The 25,978-nt window shown below is 72.1% G+C and carries 30 protein-coding genes; 16 read left to right on the forward strand and 14 right to left on the reverse strand.

Annotated features, from left to right (window positions below; all coding sequences use genetic code 11):
- The coding region (locus ACGFIQ_RS06875) for a hypothetical protein (RefSeq protein ID WP_393240406.1) at positions 1 to 362 on the forward strand (362 nt) is incomplete at its 5' end.
- A gap of 136 nt (positions 363 to 498) precedes the next feature.
- On the opposite strand, the gene ACGFIQ_RS06880 is transcribed toward ACGFIQ_RS06875, so the two are convergent.
- Positions 499 to 1,365, reverse strand: coding sequence for an aldo/keto reductase family oxidoreductase (locus ACGFIQ_RS06880; RefSeq protein WP_393240409.1), 867 nt, complete (start codon positions 1,363 to 1,365; stop codon positions 499 to 501).
- A gap of 139 nt (positions 1,366 to 1,504) precedes the next feature.
- Between ACGFIQ_RS06880 and ACGFIQ_RS06885 the strand changes: the two genes are divergently transcribed.
- From ACGFIQ_RS06885 to ACGFIQ_RS06910, 6 genes are all read left to right on the forward strand, one after another.
- The gene (locus tag ACGFIQ_RS06885) at positions 1,505 to 1,948 is read left to right on the forward strand and encodes a winged helix-turn-helix transcriptional regulator (RefSeq protein ID WP_393240412.1); all 444 of its coding nucleotides are present in this window, start codon (positions 1,505 to 1,507) and stop codon (positions 1,946 to 1,948) included.
- Positions 1,949 to 2,049: 101 nt separating this feature from the next.
- Positions 2,050 to 2,472 carry a molybdopterin-binding protein gene (locus ACGFIQ_RS06890; RefSeq protein WP_393240415.1) on the forward strand — a complete coding sequence of 141 codons (423 nt, stop codon included), beginning with the start codon at positions 2,050 to 2,052 and terminating at the stop codon, positions 2,470 to 2,472.
- Positions 2,469 to 3,254, forward strand: a complete 786-nt coding sequence (gene modA, locus ACGFIQ_RS06895; RefSeq protein ID WP_393240418.1) for a molybdate ABC transporter substrate-binding protein — start codon at positions 2,469 to 2,471, stop codon at positions 3,252 to 3,254. The genes ACGFIQ_RS06890 and modA overlap by 4 nt, the downstream gene beginning before the upstream one ends.
- Positions 3,251 to 4,066, forward strand: a complete 816-nt coding sequence (locus tag ACGFIQ_RS06900) for an ABC transporter permease (RefSeq protein WP_393240420.1) — start codon at positions 3,251 to 3,253, stop codon at positions 4,064 to 4,066. The genes modA and ACGFIQ_RS06900 overlap by 4 nt, the downstream gene beginning before the upstream one ends.
- Positions 4,063 to 5,130, forward strand: coding sequence for an ABC transporter ATP-binding protein (locus ACGFIQ_RS06905; protein WP_393240423.1), 1,068 nt, complete (start codon positions 4,063 to 4,065; stop codon positions 5,128 to 5,130). The genes ACGFIQ_RS06900 and ACGFIQ_RS06905 overlap by 4 nt, the downstream gene beginning before the upstream one ends.
- Before the next feature lie 135 nt (positions 5,131 to 5,265).
- Positions 5,266 to 5,844 carry a dihydrofolate reductase family protein gene (locus ACGFIQ_RS06910; RefSeq protein ID WP_393240426.1) on the forward strand — a complete coding sequence of 193 codons (579 nt, stop codon included), beginning with the start codon at positions 5,266 to 5,268 and terminating at the stop codon, positions 5,842 to 5,844.
- Here ACGFIQ_RS06910 and ACGFIQ_RS06915 read toward each other — a convergent pair.
- The 5 genes from ACGFIQ_RS06915 to ACGFIQ_RS06935 form a co-directional block, all read right to left on the reverse strand.
- The gene (locus ACGFIQ_RS06915) at positions 5,826 to 6,536 is read right to left on the reverse strand and encodes a helix-turn-helix domain-containing protein (protein WP_393240428.1); all 711 of its coding nucleotides are present in this window, start codon (positions 6,534 to 6,536) and stop codon (positions 5,826 to 5,828) included. The two genes, ACGFIQ_RS06910 and ACGFIQ_RS06915, sit on opposite strands and share 19 nt — an antisense overlap.
- A gap of 102 nt (positions 6,537 to 6,638) precedes the next feature.
- Entirely contained in the window at positions 6,639 to 7,052 is a 414-nt protein-coding gene (locus tag ACGFIQ_RS06920) for a type II toxin-antitoxin system Phd/YefM family antitoxin (protein ID WP_393240431.1), read from the reverse strand.
- A 29-nt stretch (positions 7,053 to 7,081) separates the two neighbouring features.
- Positions 7,082 to 7,654 carry a GNAT family N-acetyltransferase gene (locus ACGFIQ_RS06925; RefSeq protein WP_393240434.1) on the reverse strand — a complete coding sequence of 191 codons (573 nt, stop codon included), beginning with the start codon at positions 7,652 to 7,654 and terminating at the stop codon, positions 7,082 to 7,084.
- 82 nt (positions 7,655 to 7,736) lie between these two features.
- The gene (locus ACGFIQ_RS06930; protein ID WP_393240437.1) at positions 7,737 to 8,177 is read right to left on the reverse strand and encodes a hypothetical protein; all 441 of its coding nucleotides are present in this window, start codon (positions 8,175 to 8,177) and stop codon (positions 7,737 to 7,739) included.
- Positions 8,178 to 8,210: 33 nt separating this feature from the next.
- Positions 8,211 to 9,437 carry a mannosyltransferase family protein gene (locus ACGFIQ_RS06935; protein ID WP_393240440.1) on the reverse strand — a complete coding sequence of 409 codons (1,227 nt, stop codon included), beginning with the start codon at positions 9,435 to 9,437 and terminating at the stop codon, positions 8,211 to 8,213.
- A gap of 199 nt (positions 9,438 to 9,636) precedes the next feature.
- On the opposite strand from ACGFIQ_RS06935, the gene ACGFIQ_RS06940 reads away from it, so the two are divergent.
- Together ACGFIQ_RS06940 and ACGFIQ_RS06945 are read left to right on the forward strand one after the other, a co-directional pair.
- Entirely contained in the window at positions 9,637 to 11,172 is a 1,536-nt protein-coding gene (locus ACGFIQ_RS06940) for an NAD(P)/FAD-dependent oxidoreductase (protein WP_393242115.1), read from the forward strand.
- A gap of 52 nt (positions 11,173 to 11,224) precedes the next feature.
- On the forward strand, positions 11,225 to 11,761 hold the full coding sequence (locus ACGFIQ_RS06945; RefSeq protein WP_393240443.1) for an RBBP9/YdeN family alpha/beta hydrolase: 537 nt from the start codon (positions 11,225 to 11,227) through the stop codon (positions 11,759 to 11,761).
- Here ACGFIQ_RS06945 and ACGFIQ_RS06950 read toward each other — a convergent pair.
- On the reverse strand, positions 11,751 to 12,584 hold the full coding sequence (locus ACGFIQ_RS06950) for a TrmH family RNA methyltransferase (protein WP_393242118.1): 834 nt from the start codon (positions 12,582 to 12,584) through the stop codon (positions 11,751 to 11,753). The genes ACGFIQ_RS06945 and ACGFIQ_RS06950 overlap by 11 nt on opposite strands.
- A 220-nt stretch (positions 12,585 to 12,804) precedes the next feature.
- On the opposite strand from ACGFIQ_RS06950, the gene ACGFIQ_RS06955 reads away from it, so the two are divergent.
- Complete coding sequence (locus tag ACGFIQ_RS06955; RefSeq protein ID WP_393240445.1) at positions 12,805 to 13,806, forward strand: hypothetical protein; 1,002 nt, start codon at positions 12,805 to 12,807, stop codon at positions 13,804 to 13,806.
- A gap of 3 nt (positions 13,807 to 13,809) precedes the next feature.
- Here ACGFIQ_RS06955 and ACGFIQ_RS06960 read toward each other — a convergent pair whose 3' ends face one another.
- Positions 13,810 to 14,622 carry a hypothetical protein gene (locus tag ACGFIQ_RS06960; RefSeq protein WP_393240448.1) on the reverse strand — a complete coding sequence of 271 codons (813 nt, stop codon included), beginning with the start codon at positions 14,620 to 14,622 and terminating at the stop codon, positions 13,810 to 13,812.
- A 123-nt stretch (positions 14,623 to 14,745) separates the two neighbouring features.
- On the opposite strand from ACGFIQ_RS06960, the gene ACGFIQ_RS06965 reads away from it, so the two are divergent.
- Positions 14,746 to 15,855, forward strand: a complete 1,110-nt coding sequence (locus tag ACGFIQ_RS06965) for a tetratricopeptide repeat protein (RefSeq protein WP_393240451.1) — start codon at positions 14,746 to 14,748, stop codon at positions 15,853 to 15,855.
- A gap of 31 nt (positions 15,856 to 15,886) precedes the next feature.
- Here the strand turns inward: ACGFIQ_RS06965 and ACGFIQ_RS06970 are convergent, their stop codons facing one another.
- Positions 15,887 to 18,685 carry a CHAT domain-containing protein gene (locus ACGFIQ_RS06970; protein WP_393240453.1) on the reverse strand — a complete coding sequence of 933 codons (2,799 nt, stop codon included), beginning with the start codon at positions 18,683 to 18,685 and terminating at the stop codon, positions 15,887 to 15,889.
- 72 nt (positions 18,686 to 18,757) lie between these two features.
- On the opposite strand from ACGFIQ_RS06970, the gene ACGFIQ_RS06975 reads away from it, so the two are divergent.
- Positions 18,758 to 19,159 carry a hypothetical protein gene (locus ACGFIQ_RS06975; protein ID WP_393240456.1) on the forward strand — a complete coding sequence of 134 codons (402 nt, stop codon included), beginning with the start codon at positions 18,758 to 18,760 and terminating at the stop codon, positions 19,157 to 19,159.
- Positions 19,156 to 20,058 (forward strand): hypothetical protein, encoded by a 903-nt coding sequence (locus ACGFIQ_RS06980; protein WP_393240459.1) that lies wholly within the window; start codon positions 19,156 to 19,158, stop codon positions 20,056 to 20,058. The genes ACGFIQ_RS06975 and ACGFIQ_RS06980 overlap by 4 nt, the downstream gene beginning before the upstream one ends.
- Positions 20,059 to 20,081: 23 nt before the next feature.
- Here ACGFIQ_RS06980 and ACGFIQ_RS06985 read toward each other — a convergent pair whose 3' ends face one another.
- Together ACGFIQ_RS06985 and ACGFIQ_RS06990 are read right to left on the reverse strand one after the other, a co-directional pair.
- Positions 20,082 to 20,822 carry a hypothetical protein gene (locus ACGFIQ_RS06985; protein WP_393240462.1) on the reverse strand — a complete coding sequence of 247 codons (741 nt, stop codon included), beginning with the start codon at positions 20,820 to 20,822 and terminating at the stop codon, positions 20,082 to 20,084.
- 7 nt (positions 20,823 to 20,829) lie between these two features.
- Complete coding sequence (locus ACGFIQ_RS06990; RefSeq protein ID WP_393240465.1) at positions 20,830 to 22,086, reverse strand: MFS transporter; 1,257 nt, start codon at positions 22,084 to 22,086, stop codon at positions 20,830 to 20,832.
- A gap of 129 nt (positions 22,087 to 22,215) precedes the next feature.
- Here ACGFIQ_RS06990 and ACGFIQ_RS06995 point away from each other — a divergent pair, with 129 nt between their 5' ends.
- The 3 genes from ACGFIQ_RS06995 (at position 22,216) to ACGFIQ_RS07005 (ending at position 24,288) form a co-directional block, all read left to right on the forward strand.
- Positions 22,216 to 23,160 (forward strand): LysR family transcriptional regulator, encoded by a 945-nt coding sequence (locus ACGFIQ_RS06995; RefSeq protein WP_393240468.1) that lies wholly within the window; start codon positions 22,216 to 22,218, stop codon positions 23,158 to 23,160.
- 145 nt (positions 23,161 to 23,305) lie between these two features.
- Entirely contained in the window at positions 23,306 to 23,656 is a 351-nt protein-coding gene (locus tag ACGFIQ_RS07000) for a pyridoxamine 5'-phosphate oxidase family protein (RefSeq protein WP_393240471.1), read from the forward strand.
- An 86-nt stretch (positions 23,657 to 23,742) separates the two neighbouring features.
- Complete coding sequence (locus tag ACGFIQ_RS07005; RefSeq protein WP_393240474.1) at positions 23,743 to 24,288, forward strand: RBBP9/YdeN family alpha/beta hydrolase; 546 nt, start codon at positions 23,743 to 23,745, stop codon at positions 24,286 to 24,288.
- 74 nt (positions 24,289 to 24,362) lie between these two features.
- On the opposite strand, the gene ACGFIQ_RS07010 is transcribed toward ACGFIQ_RS07005, so the two are convergent.
- The 3 genes from ACGFIQ_RS07010 to ACGFIQ_RS07020 are packed head-to-tail and all read right to left on the reverse strand — an operon-like array spanning position 24,363 to position 25,857.
- Positions 24,363 to 24,977 carry a hypothetical protein gene (locus ACGFIQ_RS07010; RefSeq protein ID WP_393240477.1) on the reverse strand — a complete coding sequence of 205 codons (615 nt, stop codon included), beginning with the start codon at positions 24,975 to 24,977 and terminating at the stop codon, positions 24,363 to 24,365.
- 46 nt (positions 24,978 to 25,023) lie between these two features.
- Positions 25,024 to 25,611, reverse strand: coding sequence for a serine hydrolase domain-containing protein (locus tag ACGFIQ_RS07015; protein WP_393242120.1), 588 nt, complete (start codon positions 25,609 to 25,611; stop codon positions 25,024 to 25,026).
- Between the two features lie 9 nt (positions 25,612 to 25,620).
- On the reverse strand, positions 25,621 to 25,857 hold the full coding sequence (locus ACGFIQ_RS07020; protein ID WP_357063489.1) for a hypothetical protein: 237 nt from the start codon (positions 25,855 to 25,857) through the stop codon (positions 25,621 to 25,623).
- Positions 25,858 to 25,978: the final 121 nt, after the last annotated feature.

Here is a 25,978-nt window from a genome sequence, read left to right on the forward strand (position 1 = left end):
TACTCACCACCTACCAAGCCCTCATCCGCGCAGCCGGGGACGCTACCTGCACCCAACCCGGCCTGGACATGGACCGAATCAGTTTCACCATCCTCATAGAGGCCGCTATCAACACGATCACCACCGCCAGCGGAGTCCTTCCCAACGGCCCAACCGACCTCCTCGGCACCATAGGCTCAGCCGCTCTAGCCGCACTCCTACCCGCACGACGCCGCCCCCGCGTCAAAGCCCGCTCCCGCAAGAACCCGACCAGCAAATACGGCCCGAACGCCAGCCAACATCCCGTAACCCCGCAGACCTACACCTTCCACGCCACCATCACAACCTTCGACAAAGGGCTTGCCTCCAGGCCACAGCGCTAAACGCAACGGCGTTGACTTCCTTGATCGAGCACGATCTTGCGCCGACACCCCGACACCCGGCGCGGCGCGGCGTTCCGCGCAACTGCCGACGACACCGGGTGGATCCGTCGGAACGTCGGCGGGTCCACCCGGTTCGTTAGCGGCCGATCTTGTCCAGCTCGGCCAGGTCGTCGTCGGACAGGGGCAGGGCGGCGCCCGCGATGTTCTCGTGCAGGTGTGTCGTGGACGAGGTGCCCGCGATCAGCAGGATGTTCGGCGAACGCCGCAGCAGCCAGGCCAGGGCGATCGACATCGGGGCCGCCCCCAGCCGAGCGGCCACTGTCGAGAGCAGCGAGGACTGCAGAGGGCTGAAGCCGCCGAGTGGAAAGAACGGCACGTAGGCGATGCCCTGCTCGGCGAGCGCGTCGATCAGCTCGTCGTCCTGTCGGTGCGCGAGGTTGTACCTGTTCTGCACGCACACGATCGGCGCGATGGCCTGCGCCTCGGCGACCTGTTCCGGCGTCGCGTTGCTCACTCCGAGGTGCCGGATCAGGCCCTCCCGCTGCAGGTCGACAAGTGTCGCGAACGCCTCGGCGACCGATTCGGGCTGCGGGCCCGCGGCATCGCCGAGCCGGAGGTTGACGAGGTCGAGCACGTCGAGACCGAGGGTCTCCAGGTTCTCGTGCACGGACCGGCGCAGGCTTTGCGGGTCACGAGCCGGGGGCCAGCCGCCCCGCTGGTCGCGGTTCGCGCCGACCTTGGTCACGATGTGCAGCGAATCGGGGTACGGGCGCAGCGCTTCCCGGATCAGCTGGTTGGTGACCTGCGGCCCGTAGGCCTGGGAGGTGTCGATGTGGGTGATGCCCTGCTCGACGGCCGCACGCAGGACGGCGAGTGCGCCGCCGTGATCGGCCGGCGGTCCCATGACCCAGGGGCCGGCCAGTTGCATGGCGCCGTAGCCGAACCGGGTGACCGTCAGGTCTCCCAGCGTCCAGGTGCCGCCGGGAAGGGAGGTGGAGGACATGTTCTTACCTCTGGCTTTCGTGTCGCACCGAGCCGTGCCGGTGCATCGTTTACCCGCTCCACTATCGGGGTGTAACTTCACTACGGGAAGTAGGCACCTGAAGGTGCGTAACGGCCCCAGCAGCGGGAGGAGCGGGTCGATGGCGACCACGGCGGCAGCGCGACAGAGGTCTCAGGCCAGGGTGGAATACGACGCGTTCCTGGCGCAGTGTCCGAGCCGCAAACTGCTCGACCGCATCGCGGACAAGTGGGTCACGTTGGTGCTGGCCGCGCTGCGCAGCGACGGCTCGCACCAGTTCGGCGCCGACTGCGCCGGTGCGCCTCGGCCGCTGCGGTACTCGGAGCTGTCGCGCCTCCTGGCCGGGGTCAGTCAGAAGATGCTGACCCAGACGTTGCGCTCCCTGGAACGCGATGGTCTGATCACCCGCACCGTGGTGCCGACCGTGCCCGTCACCGTCACCTACGAGCTGACCGACCTCGGTGTCTCCCTGCACGAGGTGATCCGCGGCCTGAAGGGCTGGGCCGAAACGCACATGGACGACGTGCTCGCCAACCGCGCGACGTACGACAACCGCGTCGCCTGAGCCACCCCTGCGCACCTGCGGCCGGAAAGACCCACGGGAGTACGCAGACACGGCGGGATCCGACCTTTCGTGCCCGCAGATGCGGCAGCTAGGGTGAGCCGGTGACGATGTTCCGGATCGGTGCGGCGGCCGACCTGCTCGGTGTCAGCAGCGACACGATTCGCCGTTGGGTCGATGCCGGGCGGCTGACGGCCGGGCGTGACGAGCACGGCCACCGGGTGATCGACGGGGTCGACCTGGCCGCGTTCGCCCGCGCCCAGGCCGCCGACCCGGACGTGGGCGCCGAGTTCTCCTCGGCCCGCAACCGGCTGCGCGGCATCGTCGTCGACGTCCGCAAGGACACGGTGATGGCCCAGGTCGACATCCAGGCCGGCCCGTTCCGCGTCGTGTCGCTGATGAGCCGGGAGGCGGTCGACGCCCTGGATCTGCGGGTCGGCTCGGTCGCCGTCGCGGTGATCAAGTCGACCACGGTGGTGGTGGAGCGGGCCGCACCCGCCCCGAGCGGGGGAAGGTCGGGCGGATGAGCGCGCGGGCGACGCGTACGGCGATGGTCGTGGTGCTGGCGCTGGCCGCCGCCGGCTGCGGCACGGGCGGCGACCGGGCCTCCGGTGGCACCGCCGACGGGCGGGTCACCGGCACGGTGACGGTGTTCGCGGCCGCCTCGTTGACCGAGTCGTTCAGCCGCATCGGTAAGGACTTCGAGGCCGCCAACCCGGGCAGCACCGTGACTCTCAACTTCGCCGGCAGCTCCGCACTGGCCAACCAGGTCAACCAGGGTGCGCCGGCGGACGTGTTCGCCTCGGCCGCCCCGGCGAACATGGCCACTGTCACCGAGGCGGGCAACGCCGACGGGGCACCGAGCGTCTTCGCCCGCAACCAGTTGGTGATCGCGGTGCCCCGGGGCAACCCGGCCGGGGTGACCGGGTTGGCCGACCTGGGTAGGCCCGGCGTGAAGGTGGCGCTCTGCGCCAACCAGGTGCCCTGCGGGGCGGCCGCCCGCACCGCCCTGGACGCGGCCGGCGTCGCGCTGACCCCGGTCACCCTGGAGCAGGACGTCAGGGGCGCGCTCGCCAAGGTGCGGCTCGGCGAGGTCGACGCGGCCCTGGTCTACCGCACGGACGCACGGGCCGCGCGCACCGACGTGACAGGTGTGGAGTTTCCGGAGTCGGCGCGGGCGGTCAACGACTACCCGATCGTCGCGCTGAAGGACGCACCGAATCCGGCCGGCGCGCGAGCCCTCGTCGCGTACGTCCGCTCGGCGCCGGCGCAGGCCATCCTCGCCGAGGCGGGCTTCCAGGCGCCATGAGTCGGGTCCTCGACCACGTGACCCCCCGGCGGCGAGGGCGGGTGCCGGCGGCGCTGTTGATCCCCGCCGCACTGGGGTTGCTCTTCCTCGTCCTGCCGCTGGCTGGTCTGGTGATCCGGGCGCCCTGGCCGACCCTGCCGCAGCGGCTCATCGCGCCGGGGGCGCTGACCGCGTTGCGGCTGTCGGTGCAGACCGCGACCCTGGCCACCGTGCTCTGCCTGCTGCTCGGGGTGCCGCTGGCCTGGGTGCTGGCCCGGGTCGAGTTTCCCGGCCGCCGACTGGTCCGCGCGCTGGTCACCGTGCCACTGGTGCTGCCGCCGGTGGTCGGCGGCGTGGCGCTGTTGCTGGTCTTCGGCCGGCGCGGGCTGCTCGGCGGCTGGCTGGACGCCACGTTCGGCGTCACCCTGCCCTTCACCACCACGGGCGTCGTGGTGGCCGAGTCGTTCGTCGCCATGCCGTTCCTCGTCATCGCCGTGGAGGGCGCGCTACGCGCCGCGGACCACCGCTACGAGGAGGCCGCCGCCACGCTGGGCGCCGGCCGGTGGACCACCTTCACCCACGTCACGGTGCCGCTGGTGGCGCCCGGTTTGGCCGCCGGGGCGGTGCTCTGCTGGGCACGGGCGTTGGGCGAGTTCGGTGCCACCATCACCTTCGCCGGCAACTACCCGGGCCGGACCCAGACCATGCCGCTCGCCGTCTACCTGGCACTGGAGACCGACCTGGAGTCCGCGATCGTGCTCAGCCTGGTGCTGCTCGTCGTGTCGGTGGGCATCCTGGTCGCGTTGCGGGATCGCTGGATGACAGGCGCATGACGCCTCCGCTGCTCGACGCCCGGCTCGTCGTCGACCGGGGCGCCTTCCAGCTCGACGTCACGCTGCGGGTGGCTCCCGGCGAGGTGGTCGCGCTGCTCGGCCCGAACGGCGCCGGCAAGACCACCGCGCTGCGCGCGCTGGCCGGGTTGCAACCCCTCACGGCGGGGCACGTCACGCTCGACGGTGTCGACCTGGATCGGCCGTCGGCCCGCGGCTGGGTGCCCACCGAACGCCGGTCGATCGGCGTGGTCTTCCAGGACTATCTGCTCTTTCCGCACCTCAGCGCCCTGGACAACGTGGCCTTCGGGCCGCGCCGGCACGGCGTCGACAGGCGGGCCGCGCGTGCCACGGCCCGGAACTGGCTCGCCCGGGTGGGGCTCGACGCACAGGCACAGCGCCGGCCCCGGCAACTCTCCGGCGGGCAGGCACAGCGGGTGGCGCTGGCCCGCGCGCTGGCCGTGGCACCGGCACTGCTGCTGCTGGACGAGCCGCTCGCCGCACTGGACGCGCGCACCCGGCTGGACACCCGCGCGGAGTTGCACCGCCACCTGTCCGCGCACCCGGGCGCGACGCTGCTGGTCACCCACGACCCGCTGGACGCCCTCGCGCTGGCCGACCGGCTGGTCATCGTCGAGGGTGGCCGGGTGGTGCAGGAGGGCGACGGGCCGAGTGTCACCGCCCGCCCACGCACCGACTACGTCGCCCGGCTCGTCGGGCTCAATCTCTATCGAGGAAGGGCTGCGGGGCACGGGGTACGTGTCGCGCCGGAGCTGACCCTCACCGTCGCCGACCGGCTCGACGGTGAGGCGTTCGTGGCGTTCCGCCCGGCGGCGGTGGCCCTGCACCCGACCCGCCCGCAGGGCAGCCCCCGCAACACCTGGGCGGGCACCGTGGCCGGCGTGCAGCGGCACGGCGACAACGTGCGCGTGCAGGTGGACGGACCGATCGGGGTGGCCGCCGACGTCACGCCGGCCGCCGCCGCCCAGCTGCGGCTGCTCCCCGGTCAACGGGTCTGGGTGGCGCTCAAGGCGGCCGAGACGCACGCCTACCCGGCCACCGGCTGAATGTCGGGCGGCCACGATGACGGACGACGAGCCAGCCACGGCGCTGTTGGCTCTGTCGTTTTCGTCCAAGACGACCGCCGCGGGCGCGATCTAGCGTGGACCCGGCAGCTCGCCCAAGCATGAGGAGACAGCACGATGCGCAATCTGGTCTACACCGGCTTCATGTCGCTCGACGGCGTCGTCGACTCGCCCGGCGGCGGGCCAACGGAAGAGCACCGCAGCGGCGGGTGGGTGTTCAAGGACCTCGAGTTCGTGCCGGAAGCCTGGTCGCTCAAGGGCGAGGAGCTCGCCGACACGACGGCGTTGATGTTCGGCCGTCGCAGCTACGAGGCGTTCGCGCCGGTCTGGCCCGGCTCGGAGGACCACGCCGGTTACAAGGAGCTGCCCAAGTACGTGGTGTCGACCTCACTGTCGGACGACGCCATCGTCGACGGGTGGGGGCCGACCACGATCCTGCGCTCGACCGGGGACATCGCCGCGCTCAAGGAGGGCGACGGCGGCGCCATCTTCATCCACGGGAGCGCGGAGCTGGCTCGGCGGCTGTCCGACGCGGGCTTGATCGATCAGTACAACCTGCTCGTCTTCCCCGTGTTGCTCGGTGCCGGCAAGAGCCTGTTCGGCCGGGCCGATCGGGACAAGCACATGCTGACGCTGCGGGAGTCGGAGAGTTACCCGAACGGGATCCTCAAGCTGGTCTACGACGTCAGGCGGTGATCCAGGTCGAGGGCGATCGCGCCGCCGGCGCCCTCGCGCAGCTGCCGGGCGGTGCGGCCGACGTAGGAGCGCAGTGCTCGGGCCAGGTGCGGCTCGTCGAAATAGTCGAGCTTGACGACGACGTCGGCGGCCGGGGCGCCGGCGGCCAGTAGCTCCGCCGCCGTGCGGGCACGCTCGATCTGCCGGACGGCGCTCCGCGTGAGGCCAGTCGCCGCGCGGAACCGGCGTTCGACGGTGCGCCCCGACACGGCCGGACGGTGACCCCGCAGCACGTCGCTGACGAGCGGGTCACGGACCACGGTGCCGGCCCGGACGAGGCGGTCGACCAGAGCCTCGGTGTCGTCGGGAGAGGGCGTCTCCCAGCGCTCCCCGTCCAGCCGGAACGTCCGACGCGTGGTGTCGGGAAGCTCGATGCCACCGTCGGTAAGTGCCGAGGTGGGCACGGCCCGCAACGAGGTGCCCACGGCGAACTCGATGCCCGTGAAGGTCGCGCCCTCCGGCACCGGCGCCGTGCCGGACCGGGTCTCCGGACCGGTGATGGCCGTCTGCGCCCGGCCGGCCTGCTCCCAGAACACCAGGCCCCAACGCACCCCGGCGACGGACGTCATCGTGGTGACCTGCTCGCTCGTGCAGGTCCACACGGTGTCGACCCACGGCGAGTCCGATCCGCGTGTCGTAAACCGCAGTCCCACTGGCGAAGGATACGTCGCTGCGTGGTCGGCGTGGCTCGCCCGGCCCGGCGGGGCGTGCACCCGTTGCGACAGGCGCCCGGCCCCCCGGTGGCGTGGAGGCGGTCAGCCGGTGAGCAGGTCGTTGTGCGCCGCGCGCAGCCGGGCCAGCGTGGGGTCGCTGCCCGGGACGACCCGACGATCCAGCTCGGCCCACGCCTGCGCCAGCGCCGCCCGGATCGCGCTCAGCTCGGCGGCGTGCCGCTGACTGCTGCGTCGGTGCTGCTCCTCGAGGCGCCGTGCCCAGCCGGCGGTGACAGTGGCGAGCCGGTCGGCGTCGGCGCGGGCCTGCGCGCCGCTGCGGGCGGCCGCGGCGGGGACGATCGCGGCGACCGGGCGGGGATCGCCGTCGCGGGTGACGACGGTGACCGCGTCGGTCAACTCGGCGAGCGCGACAAGTTGACTGAACCGGGTGCGCGCCTCACGCAGCGGCACGGAACGCGGCGGGTCGGAGTGGGGGGTGAGCGCGGGGACGGCCATGAATGCATGGTGCCGCACGGGTATGACAACTATTCGCGGTCGCCAGTGGACGGTGCGTGCGCGGCGGGCCACTCGTCGGCCAGCACCGACCAGACCTCCAGGTCGATGCGGCCGTGCGGACCGGGGCTGACCTGGCGGAGGGTGCCGTCGAGGCGCAGGCCGAGTCGCCGGGCCAGGGCCCTGCTGCGCATGTTGTCGGCGACGGTATGCCACTCGACCCGCTGGATGCCGCGTTCGCGGACCGCCCAGTCGACGATTCGACGGATCGCCGGGGCGACGATTCCCCTGCCCTGCGCGGCCGGCTCCACCCAGCAACCCGCCTCGCAGACGCCCCGGGTCACGTCGAACGAGACGAACATGACGCCGCCGACAAGTGTGCCGCGCCACCACAGCCCCCAGATGCCGCCGGTGTCGCTGGCCCACCTGTCGGCGTAGCGCTGCAACACCGCGCGGGCCGACGGCAGGTCGGTGGCGACGAACGACGGCGCCACCCAGGGCCGGATGTGCTCCCGCGCCCGATCCAGGTGGGCGAGGAACTCCTCGGCCCGCCACGGGTCCAGCGGGCGCAGCTCGACGTCCTCGGTCAGCGGCAGGGCGAACACCGGGCCTCCACTCAGATGCAGGGGAGCAGCCTCGCACAGGCCCGGCACGTCGGCCCGCGCCGGGCACGGCCGCCTGCGGCGCTCAGGTCGGCAGATGGGTACGCAGTGCCGCGAACTGCGCCACGGTCAGGTACGACGGGTTGGCCGCCTGCGGTTGCCGGAACACCTCCAGGGCGGCGAGCCGCTCGTCGGCGCGTAGCCGCAGCCGGGGCACCCGGTCCTGCTCGGCGAGGATGGGCAGGTCCAGGGGCACCGACCAGGGCTGCCCGGACGGCCCCGGCTCGGCCGGCCCGGTGACCCGACCGATCCCCCACACCCCGTAGGGCAGTCGACCGCGGCTGCCGCTGGCCCAGAAGACGACCGCCTGGCCGGCGTCCATCAGCCGCGCCCGGTAGCCGGGGCGTACGCACCAACTGGTCACCCGCGGATCCCGGGCGAACCGGGCGGTCAGGTCGACCTGGTCGGCGTTGCCCTTGATCAGCCAGGCCCCGAGGTCGTCCAGGTGCACCCGCGGCTCGGTCATCGCCCCATCCTGCCCCGACGACGGCCACGCCAATCAGATGATCGTGTGGGTCCAGTAGGTGAGCCAGAGGGCGAACAGCACGCCCTGCACCACGGCGAGCGTCGCGGTCAGCCACACGTCGACGCCGACGTGCCGGGCCCACCGGGCCAGCACCAGGGCCACCGGGAACGCGGCGAGCAGGTACCGCAGCAGGCTCCGGTAGACCGCCGGGCCCATCGACAGCGGCACCAGCACCATGAGGACGCCGTACACCAGGTAGGCCAGGTCCCGGCGGCGGAACCCGGCGACGAGCACGGCCAGCACGGCCACGGCGAAGAGGGCCCGGGCGGCGTCGTGCGGCTCCCCGGTCAGCCCGTTCAGCAGCACCGGCACCGGGTTCTGCACCTCGATGCCCCAGCCGATCCGCTGGGCGTGCTGGTAGGCGAACCAGTCCCCGCCGCGCCACCGGCAGAACGCCATGAAGGTGAACCACCCGGCGGGCAGCAGCAGCAACGGCCAGCCGATCCGCAGGTAGCCGAGCAGGGCACGCGGGCCGAGCCGCCAGTCGTGCCGGCGCAGCAGGACCAGGGCCAGCGGCAGTGCGACGAGCAGGCCGACGGAGCGGCTCATCGCCAGGAAGTAGCCGAGCACACCGACCAGCAGCCACTGCCCTCGCTCGGCGTGGTAGAACGCGGCCAACGCGAGACAGACGAAGAGCGACTCGGTCAGCGCGGCCTGGAACAGGAACGCGGTCGGCAACAGCACGAGGTAGCGGGTGAACCGGCGGGCGGCGGGCGCGTCGCCGAGCAGCAGCTCGGCCAGCCGGTAGCCGTACCAGAGCGCCAGCAGGAACGCGACGTTGCTGATCACCAGCAGGGCCAGCGCGTTGTCGCCGCCGAGCAGGGCGCCGAGCGGCCGGGCCAGGAACGGGTAGAGCAGAGGGAAGCCGAAGTCGTTCCAGGGCTGATTCAGGGGCAGCTCGCTCAGCCGCAGGTAGAGCAGCCCGTCCCAGGCGAACCAGAAGGAGAACCACCGCTGCCCGGAGATCTCGCGCTGCTGCGCCCACATCATCGCCTCGTCCGGCGGCGGCGCACCGGGCACGCCGTCCCAGGCGTGCAGGACCAGCAGCCCGAGCAGGGTCAGCAGCAGCTTCGCGCCGAGGAAGAGGCCGATGACGTACGACCAGGGCTCCGGCACCCGACGAGCCGCGCGCGCCGTGGCGTCGCCGGCCGCGGCCAACCGGACGGCAACCGTCGCCGTGCTGCTCCGCCACCTGTGCATCCGCCCCCGCTCCCCCTCCGCCGGCCCATCTCCGCCGCCCCGGAGTGTCGTGCAACCGGTTGTCCGCCGCCAGACGCCACTCCGGAGCGGAATCGATCGTTGACCAGGAGTGACATTCGACGCAGAGCGGGCAGGCGGAGCGTTTCCCACGACGGCGGGAAGCGGGGAACGCGGCAGTGGGAGCGAGCGGCACGGCACGGTGGTCGTCGGTGCGGGGCCGGCGGGGCTCACGGCGGCGTACGAGCTGCTCCGGCACGGCCGGACGGTCCGGGTCTTCGAGGCCGACGAGGTGGTCGGCGGGATCAGCCGGACCGTGGAACGCGACGGGTGGCGGTTCGACATCGGCGGGCACCGGTTCTTCACCAAGGTGCCTCGGGTGGAGGCGTTCTGGCACGAGATCCTGCCCGACGAGGACTTCCTGACCCGGCCCCGGATGAGCCGGATCTTCTACCGGGGCGCGCTGTTCAACTACCCGCTCAGCGCGATGAACGCGCTGCGCAACCTGGGGCTGACCGAGGCGGTCCGCTGCCTCGGCTCGTACGCCCGCGCCCGGCTCCGGCCACCACGGGACCAGTCGCACTTCGAGGGCTGGGTGTCGGCCCGGTTCGGCTGGCGACTGTATTCGATCTTCTTCAAGACGTACACGGAGAAGGTCTGGGGAATGCCGGCCGACCGGTTGCAGGCCGACTGGGCCGCGCAGCGGATCAAGAACCTGTCGCTGGCCACGGCGATCCGCAACGCACTGCTGCCGAGCCGCCGGCGCACGGACGTGACCAGTTTGATCGAGGAGTTCCAGTACCCGAAGTACGGGCCGGGGATGATGTGGGAGCGCTGCGCCGAACAGGTGTGCCACCGCGGTGGGCAGGTGTCGACGGGCACCTGGGTCACCGCGGTGCACCGCGATCCGGCCCGACGGCGGGCGATCAGCGTGACGGTCAACGGCGCGGGCGGGCAGCGTACCGAAGCGGCCGACCACGTGATCTCGTCGATGCCGATCTCGGAGCTGGTGTCCGTCCTGCGTCCGGCGGCGCCGCCGGAGGTGCTGGCCTGCGCCGCCGACCTGCGCTACCGCGACTTCCTGACTGTCGCGCTGGTGGTGCCGGCGGAGTTCTCGTTCCCGGACAACTGGATCTACGTGCACGACCCGGGGGTTCGGGTGGGTCGGATCCAGAACTTCGGCTCCTGGTCGCCGTACCTCGTCAAGGATGGCCGCACCTGCCTGGGCCTGGAGTACTTCGTGTTCGAGGACGACGAGATGTGGCGTACCCCGGATGCCGACCTCGTGGCCCTGGGCACCGCGGAGCTGGAGGGGTTGGGGTTGGCCCGGCCCGGCGTGGTGGAGGCCGGCTACGTCGTGCGGATGCCCAAGGCCTACCCGGTGTACGACGAGCGTTACCAGCACAACGTGGACGTGATCCGGGCGTGGCTGGCCGACGCGGTGCCGAACGTGCACCCGGTGGGGCGCAACGGCATGCACCGCTACAACAACCAGGACCACTCGATGCTGACCGCGATGCTCACCGTCGAGAACATCGCCACCGGCAGTACGCATGACGTCTGGACGGTCAACGTCGAGCAGGACTACCACGAGCAGTCCTCCGGCGGCGACCGACGCGGCACGGGCCGGGACGCGCCGGTGCTGCCCAGCCGGATCGTCATCGCCCCGATCGCCACGCCCGCCGGAGTCCACTCCGGGGGCGACGGCGACCGGGCCGAGCAGGTGCCGCTGGTCTGATGGTGTCACCGGGGCGTGGTTTGATCAGACCCTTCGATCCGAAGGGGGCACGGTGGGGCGCACAGCGATCATCTTCCACGGGACCGGCGGCAACCCGGACGTCGGCTGGTACCGCTGGCTGGCCGGGCGGTTGGAGGCCCGGGGGTACGCCGTCGAGGTGCCGCACCTCCCCGACCTCAACGTCGAGCCGGTCGCCACGTTCCTGCCGAAGGTGCTGGGCGCGCACCGCTTCGACGAGAACACGGTCCTGGTGGGCCATTCCGGCGGCGCGGCGTTCCTCCTGGCTCTCCTGGAGCACGTCGAGGTGACGGTTGCCCAGGCGATCCTGGTCGCCGGCTACTGCACCCCGCCCAACACCAGCGAGGAGCCGGTCCTGCAGCAGAGCTACGACTGGGCCGCGATCCGGTCGCACGTGCGCGACATCTCCTTCGTCAACTCGCGCAAGGATCCGTACGGCTGCGACGACCGCCAGGGACGTGCCATGTTCGAACGGCTCGGCGGCACCCAGATCGTGCGCGACGACGGGCACTTCGGCGACTACGACCAGCCGTACGACCAGTTCGACCTGCTCGACCGACTCATCGCCTGACGCGCCCCCCGCCGGCCCGTTGGCGTGCCGCCTCGTACAGGACGACGGATCCGGCGGTGGCGGCGTTCAGGGAGCTGGCCATGCCCACCATGGGGATCCGGATCAGGTGGTCGCAGGCGTCGCGCCACGCCGAGCTGAGCCCGGACGTCTCGTTTCCGACCACCAGCAGGGTCGGCTGGGTGAAGTCGTACTCGGCCGCCTCGACCGCCCCGCTCTCGTCGGTGCCCACCACCCGCACCTCGACGTCGGCCCGGATGGCCGCGACCCAGTCGAGGACCGGCCGGTGCCCGGGCACGCGCACGACGGGCACCGAGAACAGCGAACCCGTGCTGGCGCGTACCGCTTTGGGGTCGTAGACGTCGGCGGCATGGCCGGTGATGACGACGCCGCTCGCGCCGAAGGCGTCCGCCGACCGGATGAGCGTCCCGATGTTGCCGGGGCTGGTCGGCCGGTCGAAGACGACCGGGAGCAGGTCGGGGCCTGTCGGGATGCGACCGAGGTCGTCGTCGGGCAACGCCACCACGGCAAGCAGCTCCGGGGCGCCCTCCACCTTGCCGCCCAGCTCCACCATCAACTCGCCGGCGACGGCGACCCTTGTCGCGCCGGCCGCGTCGAGGGTCTCCTGCGCCCAGGTCGACAGGTGGGCGTCGGCGTTGTACAGAAGTTGGCGGACCTGCCACCCGAGGTGGATCGCCAGCTTGATGGGTCGGACGCCCTGCACGAGGAACTCGCCGCTGCGCTGGCGCTTGGTGCGATTGCCCAACAGCGCCTCCCACTGTTGGAACCGTGCATTGCGAGTCGTCACCCGTAGGACTGCCACCAACCCCGCCTCCATCGCGTCTGCCCGTTCGTGGTTCGGCACGCCGTGCGGCCAGCCACGACGCACCAGAACCTGCCGAGCTTACGTGGGTGGGCACCGCACCCGGCGCGCGCTCCGTGCGGGGTCGACCCGGTGACCGGTCCTCGCCAGCTCCCCCGACCGAGGCAGGGCGTTCCCCTTCGGCGGGGAGGAGGAGCCGGCCGGCGCCAGCGATGATCGGTCCATGATCCGCTGGACAGAACGGCCCGTGCGCACGACCGCCGGCTGGCGGGGGTGGGTTCCCGCGGGCACCGCCGCGTGGGTCACGGCGTACGCGGTCGTCCACGCCTGGTGGGCTGTCCGGGGCGCGCCACGGTTCGCCGAGCCGGGTGAGTCGTTCTTTCCCGGAGGGTGGCTTCCCGTGGTGCCCGCGGTGTTGTCGACAGCGGCGATCCTGCTGATCAGGTCGGGTGCCGAACGAGACTGGAGCCGCCGGGTCCGGTGGGCGCTTGCCGCCCTCGGCTGGGTGTCCGGCGTGGCCCTGGTCCTGTACTCGTTCATGTTCCCGCTGAGCCTCCTGATGGTCATCGGCGGCCTGTTCGGGATGGATCTGGACGCGCTGGACTGGGTGACCCTGCTGGCCCGCGGCAGTGGCGCCCTCGGCGGTGCCGTGACCATCGCCGCCGCCGTCGGGGAGCAGCGGCGGGCACGCGGCGGCTGCCAGAGCTGCGGTCGCGTCCACGGTCGCCGGCCGCAGGGTCGGGACACTCCTTCCCCGTCGTGGGCGTTCTTCGCCGGATACCTGACGGTCGCCGCCTGCCTGGCACGCTTCGTCGTCGAGATCGTGCACGGCTTCGTGTCGAGCAAGGCACCGGAGATCCCCTGGGCCTTCATGATCACTTTCATCGTCCTGCTGCTCCTCGCGGGCACGCTGCTGCCGCTGGCGTTGGTGCACCGCTGGGGTCGGATCTGGCCGAGATGGGTGCTGCCGCTCGCCGGCCGACAGGTCCCCCGCTGGTTGGTGGCCGGCCCCGGTTTCTTCCTCGGCGCCGGCCTCACCACCTACTTCGGCATCGGCGGCATGACCGCCTGGGCCACCGGCAACAACGTGGACGGGGCGGCGTGGTTCCTGGCCATCGTGCTGCCGGCCTACACCCTGTGGGGCCTGGGCCTGTTGGTGGCCACCAGTTCGTACGTCAGCCAGACCAAACCCGAGTGCCCGGTGAGCGCACCTCGTCGCGGCTGACCGTCAGCGCGACAGGTGCGTGCAGTACGCCACCGTGGCGTCGTCCGGGGACCGCGCGTCGGAGCCGCCGTCGGCCTCGGCCTGCCGGACGCGGCGGACGACCTCGGACGGTCCGTGGGCGGCGAGCACGTCCCGCACGCCGGGCCAGTCGGTCAGACCGTACGGACTGACGATCCGGCTGGCGCCGTTGCTGAGCAGCGCGACGCCGTTCAGGTCGGCGAGGGACCGGCTGCCGGTCACCGCCTCCCGCGCCGCGCGCGGGTCCTCCTTGGCGACCCAGTAGCCGCCGGGTCGGTTCCGGCGGGCCCGTAGCGCGGTGACGCAGGAGGCGCGCACGTGGTCGTACTCCGGCGTTCCCCGGGCGACGCCGCTCAGGGGGGCCGCGCAGTCGCGCCGAGCGAGCACCTCGCGCTCGTCGGTGATCACCTGCGGGGCACCGCGGGCCTGGTCGAGGAGGAGGAAGGAGTCCGCGAGGAGCAGATAGTCCAGGCGGCCCCGGTGGGCGCGGGCCAGCACGACGGTGGCCTGCGGGCTGCTGGGGTCCGCGAGGTCGCAGGTGTCGCGGTGCTCGGCGGCGATCTCGTCGATGACGGTGGCGAGGACGTCCGCGAGGTCCCGCCCGTCGTCGCGCGACAGGTGGCCGAGCAGCGCGCCGCCGAGGCGGTGGGTGTACCAGGCGACTCCGTGGTGGCAGAGCGACTCGGCTCCGGGGATGCCCGCGCCGTCGAGCAGGACGACGGCACCGGGCACCGCACCGACGAAGTCCTCGTTCGGCCGGTCGGCCCTACCCGCGCTCGTCGCCAGACCGACGTGCACTGCCCACCTCCTGACGTGCGAGCGTCGATACTCCCTCGCCGCCGGCGATATCGGTTGACGTCGACGCGTAGTCTGCTGTCGGTGACGGGTCGTTAGGTTGTCGACACTGCGGGAGGTCGTGCGGTGGGCAGATGGTTCAACCGAAACCGTAGACGCGACGACGAGCCACCGCCCAAGGCGACGTCGTCCGGGCCGGTCATCGAGATCACCGTCACCCAGGGCGGCCGCTCGACCACCGAGACGGTCGGTGGTCCGGTCGCCTTCGGGCTGCAATACCACGCCTACCACGAGCAGTACGGCGCGGCCGACACCCGCACGTTGGAGGCGGGGTCCCGTTACGCACAGGAGTTGATGCGCGGCAACGACGTCGCCGAAGCCGTGGCCGTCTATCAGGAGATCGTCGGGTTGCGCAGCTCGGCGTTGGGGCCGGAGCATCCGGACACCCTGCGCAGCAAGCACAGCCTGGCCTTCGCGCTCTGGCAGCGCGGCTCCCACGCCGAGGCGGAGCGGGTGCAACGAGACGTCTACGCGGCCCGGCGCCGGGTGCTGGGCGAATCCGACGCCGAGACGCTGCGCAGCGGCAACAACCTCGGCTGGTTGCTGATCGAGCTGGGTCGCCTCGACGAGGCCGAGCCGCTGCTGCGGCGGGTCGCCGACGGCATGGCACGGACGCTGGGCCGCGACGACGCGGACACCCTGACCTGCCAGCTGAAGCTTGCCGGGATCCAGCACCTGCAGGGCCGCAGCGAGCAGGCCGAGCGTGCCCTGCGGGACGTGGTCAAGCGGATGACCAGGACGTTGGGGCCGACCAGCCCGGTGTCGCTGCAGGCCCGCAGCAACCTGCTCGTCGTCCTGCTCGACAACGGCCGGGCGGCCGAGGCGGTCGACGCCGCCCGGGCGCTGGCGGACGACGCCGGGCGCGCCCTGAGCAACACCGACGGTGTACGCCTGCACGCCCAGCACTCCCTGGCCAGGGCGCTGGACGGGGTGGGCCGGCGGGCCGAGGCGATCCGGTTGCTGGCCGACACCCTGCCGGACAGTGAACGGGGCCGAGGCGCCGACCATCCCGCGACCCTGGAGATGCGGACGCTCTTCGCCCTGCTGCTGGTCGAGGAGGGTGACCGGCGGGCGGGTCGGGAGGCGCGGGCCGCGCTGGCCGCATGCGAACGCGTGCACGGCCCGACTCATCCCCACACGGAGAAGGCCCGGGCGCTGGTCCGGCTCACCCGCTGACGCCGACGGGCGGTGGCCCGGTGCGCGGCGCTCAGCCGCCGGTGTGGATGTGCGCCGCCCACAGCGTCGGCGCCAGCGGGTAGCGGTCCCGCAGGCCCCGCACGGCCGAGTGCAGCGCGTACGCCGCCGCCCCGGTCGGGTCGGTGTGCTGGTAGAAGGCGGTGGTCAGGGCGAGGGAGACCGCGTCGTCGATCTCCCACAGGGTGCCGATGACGTGCCGGAACCCGGCGAGTTGGAAGGCGCCGGTGATGTGCAGCGACTCGTCGACGAGGGTCGGCGGGGCCTGGGCGGTCGCGCAGGCCGACAGGAAGGCGAACTCCGCGTCCAGGTCGAGCTGGGACACGTCGGTCACGGTGAGCGGGTTGTCCTGGTGGTCGTGGACGAGTAGCCGGCCCTGCGCCGGGTCGTGCGGATCGGCCACCGCGTGGCACGCGAAGTGCGCGTACGCCGAGTCGGCCAGCCGGTCCAGGATCTGCTGCCGGGTGGCTGTCGCGTCCAGCCCGAGCCACGCCCCGGGCAGCGCCCGCGCCGCCGACGCGGCCTCGCGTTCGGCGCTGGGCAGCGCTCCCGGGCCGCCGGGGGTGGCGCGCATCGCCACGACGCAGGACCGTGCGTCGGGCCGGGCCCTGCGCGGCCCGGTGCGTTTGCGGGCGAGCGCGGTCACGGTCGGGGTGTAGGAGGAGACCACCCGGTCCAGGGCGGACCGGCCGGCGCCGGCCTGGGCGGCGTGCAGGGGGAAGAACGCCAGCGGGCCGACCGGGCACCACCAGACGCGCGGTAGTTCGCCGGCCGCCCCGGGCGCGTCCACGTGCTCCAGGACCGGCCCGACGAGGGCATGCCACAACCATTCCAGTACGCCGGTGAGCACCGACTGGGCGCGCAGCCGGCTCCGCGCGTCCGCCGCCGGATCGTAGGCCGTGGTGGTGGCCTCCTGGAGCAGGCGCAGTTGCGTCATGGCGTCGGTCAGCGACAGATCCGGCAACGGCAGCACCGTCACCCGGTGCTGCCGCAGGACGAGCGCGTCGCAGCGCAACTCGCTCGCGATCGGCACGACCACTGTGCCGTCGACCTGGTCGAGCAACTGCCGGGCGCTGGGCGGGCGCAGGAAGTCGCCCAGGCCGGGCAGCTCCCGGATCGTCGCCAGCAGCACGTTCCACTCGGTTTCCCGGTCCCGGCCGAAGGTGGTGGGCCGCGGTGTTTCGGGGGCGGGCGCTTCGAAGTCCCGGCGCATCCGCTGGAAGTCGCCCGCCAGGCGCCCGTCGGCGCGTTGCAGCGCCGCCCACTCGCCGTCCGCCGTCAACCGCTGGTGCAGCAGCAGGCCCCGGCCACGCTCCAGCAGCTCCAGGGCCCGCTCCGGCTGCCCGGCGCCGATGGCGCAGGAGGCGGCCGTCGCCGCCAACCCGGCCGTCGAGCCGAGGTCGGCGTACTGGTCGCGTCGGGTACGCCCTCGGGAGGCCAGCCGGGGCAGCAGCGTGATGGCCTCGTCGAAGGCCTCCGTCGCCTCCTTCCACCGGCCCAGCGCGGTCAGCGTGTAGGCCGCCTTGTCGAAGGCCTGGATCCGGACCGGCACGGCGCCGGAGTCGATGCGGCCGGCGGTGCGCGCCCGCTCGGCGGCCTCGGTGAGCAGGGCCGTCTCACCGGTACGCAGATAGGTCGCCCGCAACGCCTGGGCGATGGACAACCCGGTCTCGGCGCGGTGCGGATCACGCGCGGGCAGAGCGTCCAGCGCCTGCCGCAGCAGGACGAGCGCCTCCTGCAGGTAGGCGGGCTCGCCGGTGGCGTCGTAGAGCAGCCGGAGGCTGTAACCCAACTGGTCCGAGTACAACGCGTGGTTGGGCTCCCCGCGCACGGAGAGGGCGAGCGCCCGGCGCAGCAGGCCGATGGCCGTCTCCAGGGCGGAGAGGTCGCCGGTCAGCTGGTGCGTCTTCATGCCGACTGTGGAGAGGCTGGCGAGCGCCGTCCGATGGTGCGGATGCCGCTCTCCGACGGTGGTCAGCGCGGCGGCGAACTCCTCCCAGGCCTGGCCGAGCAGCTCGGCCCGGCCGGTGCGGTCGACCAGGGTGAGCAACGTCTGCCCGGCGAGGAAGCGTGCGTCGATGCTCTGCGGGCTGTGGTCCCGCAGCATCGCGACGGCCCGTTCGACATCGGCCGTGTGGGTGGTCCCGGCCGCCCGGGCCAGCAGGCACCGGGCTCGCAGCATGACGATCTGGTCCTGGTTGGGCCCGGTGGTGTCCACCGAGGACACCAGCTCCAACGCCTCGTCGACGTAGTCCTCCACACCGGTGAGCTGGTGGGCGCGCAACAGCGCCTCCGCGTGAATGCCCCGCAACACGGGCAGATGCTCCTCGCTGATCCACCGCTCGGCCATCTTGGCGATGGCCGTCAGCCGGTAGAGCGTGTCGACCGAGCCGTCGAAGTCGTGCCGGACCCGATAGACCTGGCAGGTCTTCAGCCCCAGCACCGCACTGTTGCCGAGGTCGGCCGAGGCGTCCTCGGCGAACCGCAGATACCGCTCGGCGATGTCCAGGAGCTCCGGCTCACTCTCGATCCGCGCTCTGGCCAGCAGCACGTCGGTGTACGTGGCAAGCGCGCGCACACCGTGCGGCGTACCCAACTCCTCGGCCAGAAAGGAGTCGGCCATCGTGCGGATCGCGGCCTCCAGCACGACGGTGGCCTCGATCAGGTCCTGCCGCGCCTGGCCCGCGTGGTACCGGTCGAGCAGCGCGGCCCCCAGCTCGACCTGGGCCTCGGCCCACCGCCGGTCGCCGCGCGGCTGCCCGGCCGCGGCACGACGCCACTGGTCCACGGCATCCCTCGAATAGCGACCCACCGGCGCACCTCCCCGTCGCGGTTGCCCCCAGCCTGCCAGCCGCGCGCCACATCGACAGGAGATAATCAGCCGATGAGTCAATCGGCGCCGGACAGGCGACTCGACGGCGACCGGGCGGCCCGGCTGGCCCGGATCTGCGCGGACATCGCGCAGGTGGGCGACCTGCTCGGTCCGGAACCAGCCCAGGCCCTGGCGCGGCTGCGGGACGGGCCGGTGTCCGACCAGGGCGTGGACGCGGTGCTCGCGGAGGTGACCGAGTTGATGCGCCTCGGCGGGCTGGTCGGTGGCGACACGACCGTCCGGGGCCAGCACTACCTGCCACTGGCCGGCATCCACGGCCGCCGCCCGGAGGTCGTCCAGGTGTGCCCCGGTGACCTGTGCGACCGGGTGGAGATCCCCCGGCCGTACGCCGGCCCGCCGCCGCGCTGCGCCGTGTGGGACTGCCCGCTGCCGACGTTTCGGATGGATCGGTGAACGCGGTCATCGCCTCGCTCGGCGGAAAGCTGGCGGAGCGGTGGCTCGCCGGCCTGGCGCTGCCCGGTGTGGTGTTCGTGGCGGTGGCCGCCGTGGCGGTGCGACTAGGCCACGCCCACTGGTGGGACCTGTGGCTGCTGGCGCGGGAGGTGGACCGGCTCGCCCTCGGGTCACCGGCCCCGGGCACCGGCTCCGCGCTGCTGATCGTACTCGGTGTCGTGCTGGCCAGCGTCGTCGCCGCGACGGCCACTCAGAGCCTGGAACGCCTGGTCCTGGCCCTGTGGACCCAGGGCTGGGGCCGGGCCGGCGAGGCGGTGACGCGCCGGCGGCGGCGCCGGTGGCACGCCGCCGTGGCCCGCTACGAGGCCGCCCTGCGGGACAAGGCACGCCGGTTGCGGTCCGCCGACGGCGCCACCGGGCCGCTGCCGGACACCCAGGCGCTCGCCCGTGCCTGCGACCGGATCGCGTTGACCGAGCCGGACCGGCCGACCTGGATCGGTGACCGCATGCTCGCCACGGCGGTACGGGTGCGGGCCTGCTACGACCTGGACCTGGCCGCCGCCTGGCCCCGACTGTGGTTGCTGCTGCCCGAGGAGACCCGGGACCCGCTCGCCCTCGCCCAGGCCGACTTCACCGCAGCCGCCCGACGGGTGGGCTGGGGGCTGCTGTACCTGGCGCTCGGCCTGCTGTGGTGGCCCGCGGCCATCATCGGCCTCGGCCTGTGCGTGGCGGGTTGGCGACAGGGCCGCGGCACGGTGTCCGTGCTGGCCGACCTGGTGGAGGCGGTTGTCGATCTGCACGTCCGCGCCCTCGGCGCCGCGCTGGGGCATCCCACCGACGGCACCTTCGGCACGGCCGACGGCCAGGCGGTGACAGTCCTGCTCCGCAAGGACCGGTGAACCGGAGCCGACAGTGCTCCCGATCAGACTGGCGTCGTCGGGCCACCGAGGGCGACTGCGAAGCGTTCCGACCCACCGTCCCGGTCGTACGCCAGCGTCAGCGTGCGCGCCTCGTCCGGAGGGCCGGGTTCGAAGACCACCGTCTCCACGAACAGCCCTCCGCGCCCTTCGCCGCTGCCGCCGCCCGCCCGATACTGCGTTCCCGCGTCGTCCCACCCGCGCCACTGCCTCAATCGGCCGTGCATGCTGGCCGGCGAACCCGGACCACGGGCGTCGGTGCCGGCGTACGCCAGCCTCACCACGACCATCGTCGACCAGCGTTCCAGGCTGATCAGCGTGGCGGGCACCGCGTCAAGCGTCAGCGTGCGACCCGCCAGCGAGATCACCTCCCGCAACCGGGCAGGGTCGACAACCGGCTGCTGCCACCGCGCGCGGTCACGACCGTGCTGTAACACCAACTGTTGCCGGGCCTCGACCGACAGCGGCGCCCACTGATCGGACGACACGCGACCCTCGGTCGACGTGCGCTTCTCGGTCGACACGCGCATCTCGACGCGGGTCAACCGGCCACGTCGCTCCAACTCCCGATCCAGGTCGGCGAGGACGCGTTCCATGTCCTCCTGAGCCAGGGCACCGGCCGCCACCAGTCCCACCGCCACGCCACGGATCTCCGAACGGTCCACCGTCAGCCCGTGCGGCGGCTGACCAGCACCGGCCGGCAGTCGATCGACAATGTACTTCTCCAGGTACGCCCGTCCCTCCATCCACCCATCATCCGCTCACGCCCCGGCCGACCCGGACGTCCTCGGCCGACCGGACCGGCTCCGGGGCCGACCAGTCCTTCCGGTCGGGCAGCAGGAGCGGGGTGGCGAGCAGGAGTACGCCGGAGACGGCGATCGCGGCAAGCGGGCTGGTGCGGGTGGCGAGCACACCCCAGATCACCATCAGGGCAGCCTGCAGGAGCCTGCTGCTGGCGGTCCAGGTGCTGAGGACCTGGGCGGTGTGCGACACCGGAGTCCGTTGCAGGCGTTCGGTCGCGTAGATCGGGTTGAAGATGCCCATACAGGTGATCAGCAGGCTCTCGACGACGATCACGGTGACCAGCCCGGGGATGCCGGGCTGGACGAACGCGAGACCGAGGGGGAACACCGAGCGCAGCCACCCGGAGACGATCATGACGCGGCGCCGGCCGTGGCGGTGCACGAGACGCGCGGACAGGCGGGCACCCACGAACCCGCCGAGCGCCGGGATACCGAACGCGAGACCGTACTGCCAGGCCGGCGTGTGGTACTCGCCGAGCAGGAGAACGGCCAGCAGCGGGGCGGTCGCCATGATGAGGCCGCCGACCAGCACCGAGTTGAGGAACAGACCCCGCAGCACCCGGTCGCCGAGGATGAGTCGCCAGCCGTGCAGCAGGTCGGCCGGGCGCAGCCGGGTGACCCGGTCGCGGGGCGCCGCGACGTCGCCGCCCCGGATGCGCAGGACCGCGAGCGCGGACAGCAGGTAGCTGAGAGCGTCGGCCAGGACGGTGGCGACCGGGCCGAGCAACCCGACAAGCGCACCGCCCAGGGGCGGGCCCGCCGCAATCGCCGTCCAGGTCGTGCCCTCGAACCTCCCGTTCGCCACCAGGAGATGCTCACCACGGACCAGATGCTGCAGGTACGCGCCGGAGGCGGCGGTGAACGCGATGCTCGCCGTCGCGCAGACCACCGAGACAACCAACAGTTGGCCGTACGACAGCACGCCGAGGAGGTACGCGACCGGGACACTGGCCATCGCCGCGAACCGGACCAGGTCCATCGCGATCATCACCGGACGCTTGGCCCGGTGCTCGACCCACGGCCCGAGCGAGAGGGCGACGATCGCCGCGACGGCGAGCCCCGCCGCCTCCAGCAGCGACACGGCGAATGCCGACGAGTCCAGCACCCGCACCGCCAGCAGCGGAAACGCGCCGAAGGCGAGCCACGTGCCGTACGCGCTGACCCCATACGCCGACCACAGCCAGCCGAAGTCGGTCCCCAATCGCACGCGCACGCGGCTCCCTCCTGACACCAGACGTTCCGGTCCGGGCATCCCAGCGCACGGACCGCCGCGGAATCAAACAACCGACTTCCGGGCGAGTCACAACCACCGGTTGTGCGTGCGCACAATGGGTCAGTGGATACCGAGGCGGTGCGATCGTTCGTCCGGGCGGCGGAGCTGGGTCAACTGCAACAGGCTGCCGACGAGCTCGGCGTGACGCAACAGGCCGTGTCGAAGCGGATCGCCGCCCTCGAACGTGAGCTCGACGTCCGGCTGTTCACCCGTACCGCCCGAGGGGTCGAGCTGACACTCGACGGCCAGGCGTTCCTCCCGCACGCCCGGGACGTCGTCGCCGGGGTCGACCGTGCCGTCGCCGCGATCAGGCCGGGCTCGCGGGCCCTGCGGATCGACGTGCTCGGCCTGCGATCCGCGCAGGCAGTCGTCCTGCACGACTACTGGCGGTCGCATCCGGAGATCAACCTCGACGTGGTGACCCTGCGGGTCAACGACCCGCGCGAGGCGGCCGCCGCCGTCCAGGCCGGCGACATCGACGCCTCGTTCCGCTCGGTCACCGACCCCGCCGCCCTGCCGCGCGACGTGCGGATGATCCGCGCGTTCGACTCCCCGTCGGAACTCCTCGTCGGCCCGAGACACCCGCTCGCCTCCGCCCGATCACTGACACCGCAGCGGCTGCGGGGGCACCGGATCTGGGTGCCAGGCATCGCGCCGCGCAGCGAATGGGCGGACTTCTACGACCAACTCGCGACCCACTTCGACCTGCGCATCGACGCGGCGGGCCCGCACTTCGGCGACGAGGTGCTTCTCGACATCCTCGCGGACTCCGCCGACGTGGCAACCCTGGTCGGCTCGCGCGACAGGTACCTCTGGCCGGCGAACCACGACCTACGCCGCATCCCGATCGTGAATCCGACGCTCGCGTACCCGCTGTCGCTTCTTGTCCGCCGAGCGAATCCGCACCCCGGGCTGCGGGCGGTGATCGACCACGTCGCAAGCCTGGCCCCGCTCCCCCCGACGACCTGGCGCCCGTCGTGGGGCATCGGACGCCCGCACGGCACCTGAGACAACCTGCTCGACGACATCGTTGACCGGTGCGTCACGTTCGCCGCGGGACTACCCGGTCGCGTGGCAACCGTGATCCACTTGCCGGGCGACCGAACCCCGCGCTCTCCCACCGACGGACGTTGAGCTACGCCTCTCGCGGGAGTTGAACGTCTGGCTGTGTACCTTGCGGCGCGACGGCTCCCCGCACCTCACGCCGGTCTGGTTCGTCTACGCCCCTGGGACCTGGTGGATCGGCTGCGACAGCCGCAGTGTCAAGGTCGGCAACGTCCTGGCTGACCCGCGCGTGTCGCTGGCCTTGGAAGGCGGCAACGCTCCCGTCGTGGCGGAGGGCGCCGCCCAGGTGCACCGAAGTGACTTCCCGAGCGCGATCGTCGAAGCGTTCGCCAGCAAGTACGGCGGGTGGGACGTCAGCAGCCAGGTGAGTCCGGGAACCGACCGGGTGCTGCTGGAAATTCCCGTCCGGCGGTGGCTGCTAGCTGGCACGGCGCCATAGCCATCCCACGTGTACACCCCGCCCTGGGCACCGGGCCCGGCAATGGTCACCGCGCGGGTTCGGGGTCGTCGCACTATCCTCCCCGGATGACGCGTTACCTCGTCGTGCCCGGTCGGGGAGTCCCCTCCCCCGACCACTGGTCGCGCGACTGGGTCAGGGACTGTCCGACATACCGGTGGGCGCCGGAGCCGCCCGGACCACCGTACGTCGCCGCCGAACGGGTCGCCGCGCTGCACGCTGCGATAGGCGCCGCCAGTGCGCCGGCGATCCTCGTGGCGCACAGTGCGGGATGCCTGACCGTCGCAGTCTGGGCCAGTCAGCACGTCGGTCCCGTCCACGCCGCTCTGCTGGTCACGCCACCGTACGTCGATCCAAACCGGATTCCGGGCCCGCACGAGACCGTCGATGGTTTCGTCGACCACGTGCCACGCGAGCCGCTGCCCTTCCGCTCGATCCTGGTCGCCAGTCGCAACGACCCGAGCGCCACATTCGAGCAGTTCGAGGCGTACGCGCGAGACTGGGGCTCGGAACTGTTCGACGCGGGCGCGGTCGGGCACCTGGACTCCAAGACCGGGTTCGGTCCATGGCCCGACGGCCAGCGCCTGGTCCGATCGTTGACTCGGCCCGCATGACAGCGCTGACACAGCTACGAGGCTGGTCCCCCTAGTCCACCCGCGTTCGTCAGGCGCTGCGGAGGATCAGTCGGTCAGGTGGTGGCCGATCGACGGCCCCCGTGCGAGGCGACCAGGGCGTCAGCCACGATCGCGGCGTCCGCCTCGGCGATGCCGGCGGGATACTCCGGCAGGAGGTCGTCCCAGACGACCAGCCAGGATCCGAAGAGCTGCGCCTGGCCCTCGGGCCGCGCGAAGAACCAGACGTGCAGGTGGGCGGCGCCGTCTCCGACGCGGTAGACGTGGGCTCGCGAGATGTGCGGCAGGGCCTGCACGTGGCGGACGATTCGCGTGCTCAGCAGGCCCAGCTCCGCGGCGAGATCGTCGGGGAGGTCGGCCATGTCGTAGTGGTCGCGCGGGTACAGCATCAGCGCCAGCGGCACGCCCACTCCCGTGATCCGGGCCAGCCGCCAGTGATCGTTGAACCAGACTCCCTCGTCACGCTCCTGGCAGTTGCGGCACTCCGCCGGATCCTCGCCGTGTCGGGCGGGGTCGGGCACCACCGGGGGGCGCAGTGGCGCGACGCGTAACCTGTTCTGGTCGAATGGGCTGATGTCCCATCCGGTCATGCCCGCCGCCAGCGGAAGCCGCCGTTCGCTGTCCGCGACGGAGATCGCGTGGTCATAGAACTGGTCTGGACTCAGGGCCATGGCGGGAAGAGTAGTGCAACCAAGATCGAATCGCTGTCCATCACCATCACGACCGTTTCGCGGTCTGGGTCACTCCCTCCTGGCGCAGTTCCAGGACGTCGGCCGGTAGGAACCGGATCTCCAGGTCGAGTCCTGGATGGAGGTAGCGACCGTCCGGGTCTGCGCGCAGCACCACCGGTTGCTGGCCAGCGACGCAGAAGGTCAGGTGACCGTCGGAGACCGCGATGTCGATCGGATAGTCGTCGCGCAGGACGTAGCGGCCCGACACGTCACCCGGCGGTGCGGTGGTGACACGTGTGGCGTACCGACGGTCCGCGGCGGCGCGGATGCTGACCAGCGTCTCCCAGCCGTCCTCGGAGTTGGTCATCGCCGCGACCGCGATGCCGCTGTCCGGCCACACGTACGAGAAGCAGGTGTAGCCGACGTTCAACCCGGTGTGTCCGAAACGCCGGCACCCGGCGCGGTCCTCGACCTCGGTGCCGAGCCCGTATCCGCCGCCCGGAATCTGCGGCTTGCACATCTCGGTAGCCAGGTCGCGGTCGAGCAGCCGCGAGTCTCCCGAGACCGCTCGGGCGATCTCGAGGTCGAGCCGGAGCAGGTCGGTCGGGGTGCTCCACAGTCCCGCCGCCGCCAGCTCCTACGTCTAAAGGTCTTGTCGGACTCTCGCAATGTTCAGGTCCAGCAATGGGCCGAAGAACCTGGTGAAGTCTGCCAGGGAGTCCGATCGGAAGATCTCCCTGGCGCCGTCCAGGATCGCCACCGCGCCGGAGGGAAGGTCGAACAGGTATCCGACTGTCGCCTCTTCCCTGATGAGGATGAAGACCTGTGGCACTTGCGCCACGACAACGGTTGGGATCTCGGGCATCGACGGTTCGGTCATCGCCGCAGTTCCTCTCGTTCTCGCCGACGGGTAATCACGAACACCCCTCGCTGAGGCACGTCCCGTCACCGCTCATGCCGCCGCACCGGCGCACCGGAACATCGCTGACGGCACGTCAACC

The sequence above is a fragment of the Micromonospora sp. NPDC048898 genome (assembly GCF_043198035.1).
In the GTDB taxonomy this organism is placed as follows: Bacteria; Actinomycetota; Actinomycetes; order Mycobacteriales; family Micromonosporaceae; genus Micromonospora.

What these genes read in the sequence shown, in the direction of transcription:
- ACGFIQ_RS06880 (WP_393240409.1), bottom strand. Translation starts at nt 1,365, where the DNA reads ATGTCCTCCACCTCCCTTCCCGGCGGCACCTGGACGCTGGGAGACCTG.
- ACGFIQ_RS06885 (WP_393240412.1), top strand. Translation starts at nt 1,505, where the DNA reads ATGGCGACCACGGCGGCAGCGCGACAGAGGTCTCAGGCCAGGGTGGAA.
- modA (WP_393240418.1), top strand. Translation starts at nt 2,469, where the DNA reads ATGAGCGCGCGGGCGACGCGTACGGCGATGGTCGTGGTGCTGGCGCTG.
- ACGFIQ_RS06900 (WP_393240420.1), top strand. Translation starts at nt 3,251, where the DNA reads ATGAGTCGGGTCCTCGACCACGTGACCCCCCGGCGGCGAGGGCGGGTG.
- ACGFIQ_RS06905 (WP_393240423.1), top strand. Translation starts at nt 4,063, where the DNA reads ATGACGCCTCCGCTGCTCGACGCCCGGCTCGTCGTCGACCGGGGCGCC.
- ACGFIQ_RS06910 (WP_393240426.1), top strand. Translation starts at nt 5,266, where the DNA reads ATGCGCAATCTGGTCTACACCGGCTTCATGTCGCTCGACGGCGTCGTC.
- ACGFIQ_RS06920 (WP_393240431.1), bottom strand. Translation starts at nt 7,052, where the DNA reads ATGGCCGTCCCCGCGCTCACCCCCCACTCCGACCCGCCGCGTTCCGTG.
- ACGFIQ_RS06930 (WP_393240437.1), bottom strand. Translation starts at nt 8,177, where the DNA reads ATGACCGAGCCGCGGGTGCACCTGGACGACCTCGGGGCCTGGCTGATC.
- ACGFIQ_RS06935 (WP_393240440.1), bottom strand. Translation starts at nt 9,437, where the DNA reads ATGCACAGGTGGCGGAGCAGCACGGCGACGGTTGCCGTCCGGTTGGCC.
- ACGFIQ_RS06955 (WP_393240445.1), top strand. Translation starts at nt 12,805, where the DNA reads ATGATCCGCTGGACAGAACGGCCCGTGCGCACGACCGCCGGCTGGCGG.
- ACGFIQ_RS06975 (WP_393240456.1), top strand. Translation starts at nt 18,758, where the DNA reads ATGAGTCAATCGGCGCCGGACAGGCGACTCGACGGCGACCGGGCGGCC.
- ACGFIQ_RS06985 (WP_393240462.1), bottom strand. Translation starts at nt 20,822, where the DNA reads ATGGAGGGACGGGCGTACCTGGAGAAGTACATTGTCGATCGACTGCCG.
- ACGFIQ_RS07005 (WP_393240474.1), top strand. Translation starts at nt 23,743, where the DNA reads ATGACGCGTTACCTCGTCGTGCCCGGTCGGGGAGTCCCCTCCCCCGAC.
- ACGFIQ_RS07010 (WP_393240477.1), bottom strand. Translation starts at nt 24,977, where the DNA reads ATGGCCCTGAGTCCAGACCAGTTCTATGACCACGCGATCTCCGTCGCG.
- ACGFIQ_RS07020 (WP_357063489.1), bottom strand. Translation starts at nt 25,857, where the DNA reads ATGACCGAACCGTCGATGCCCGAGATCCCAACCGTTGTCGTGGCGCAA.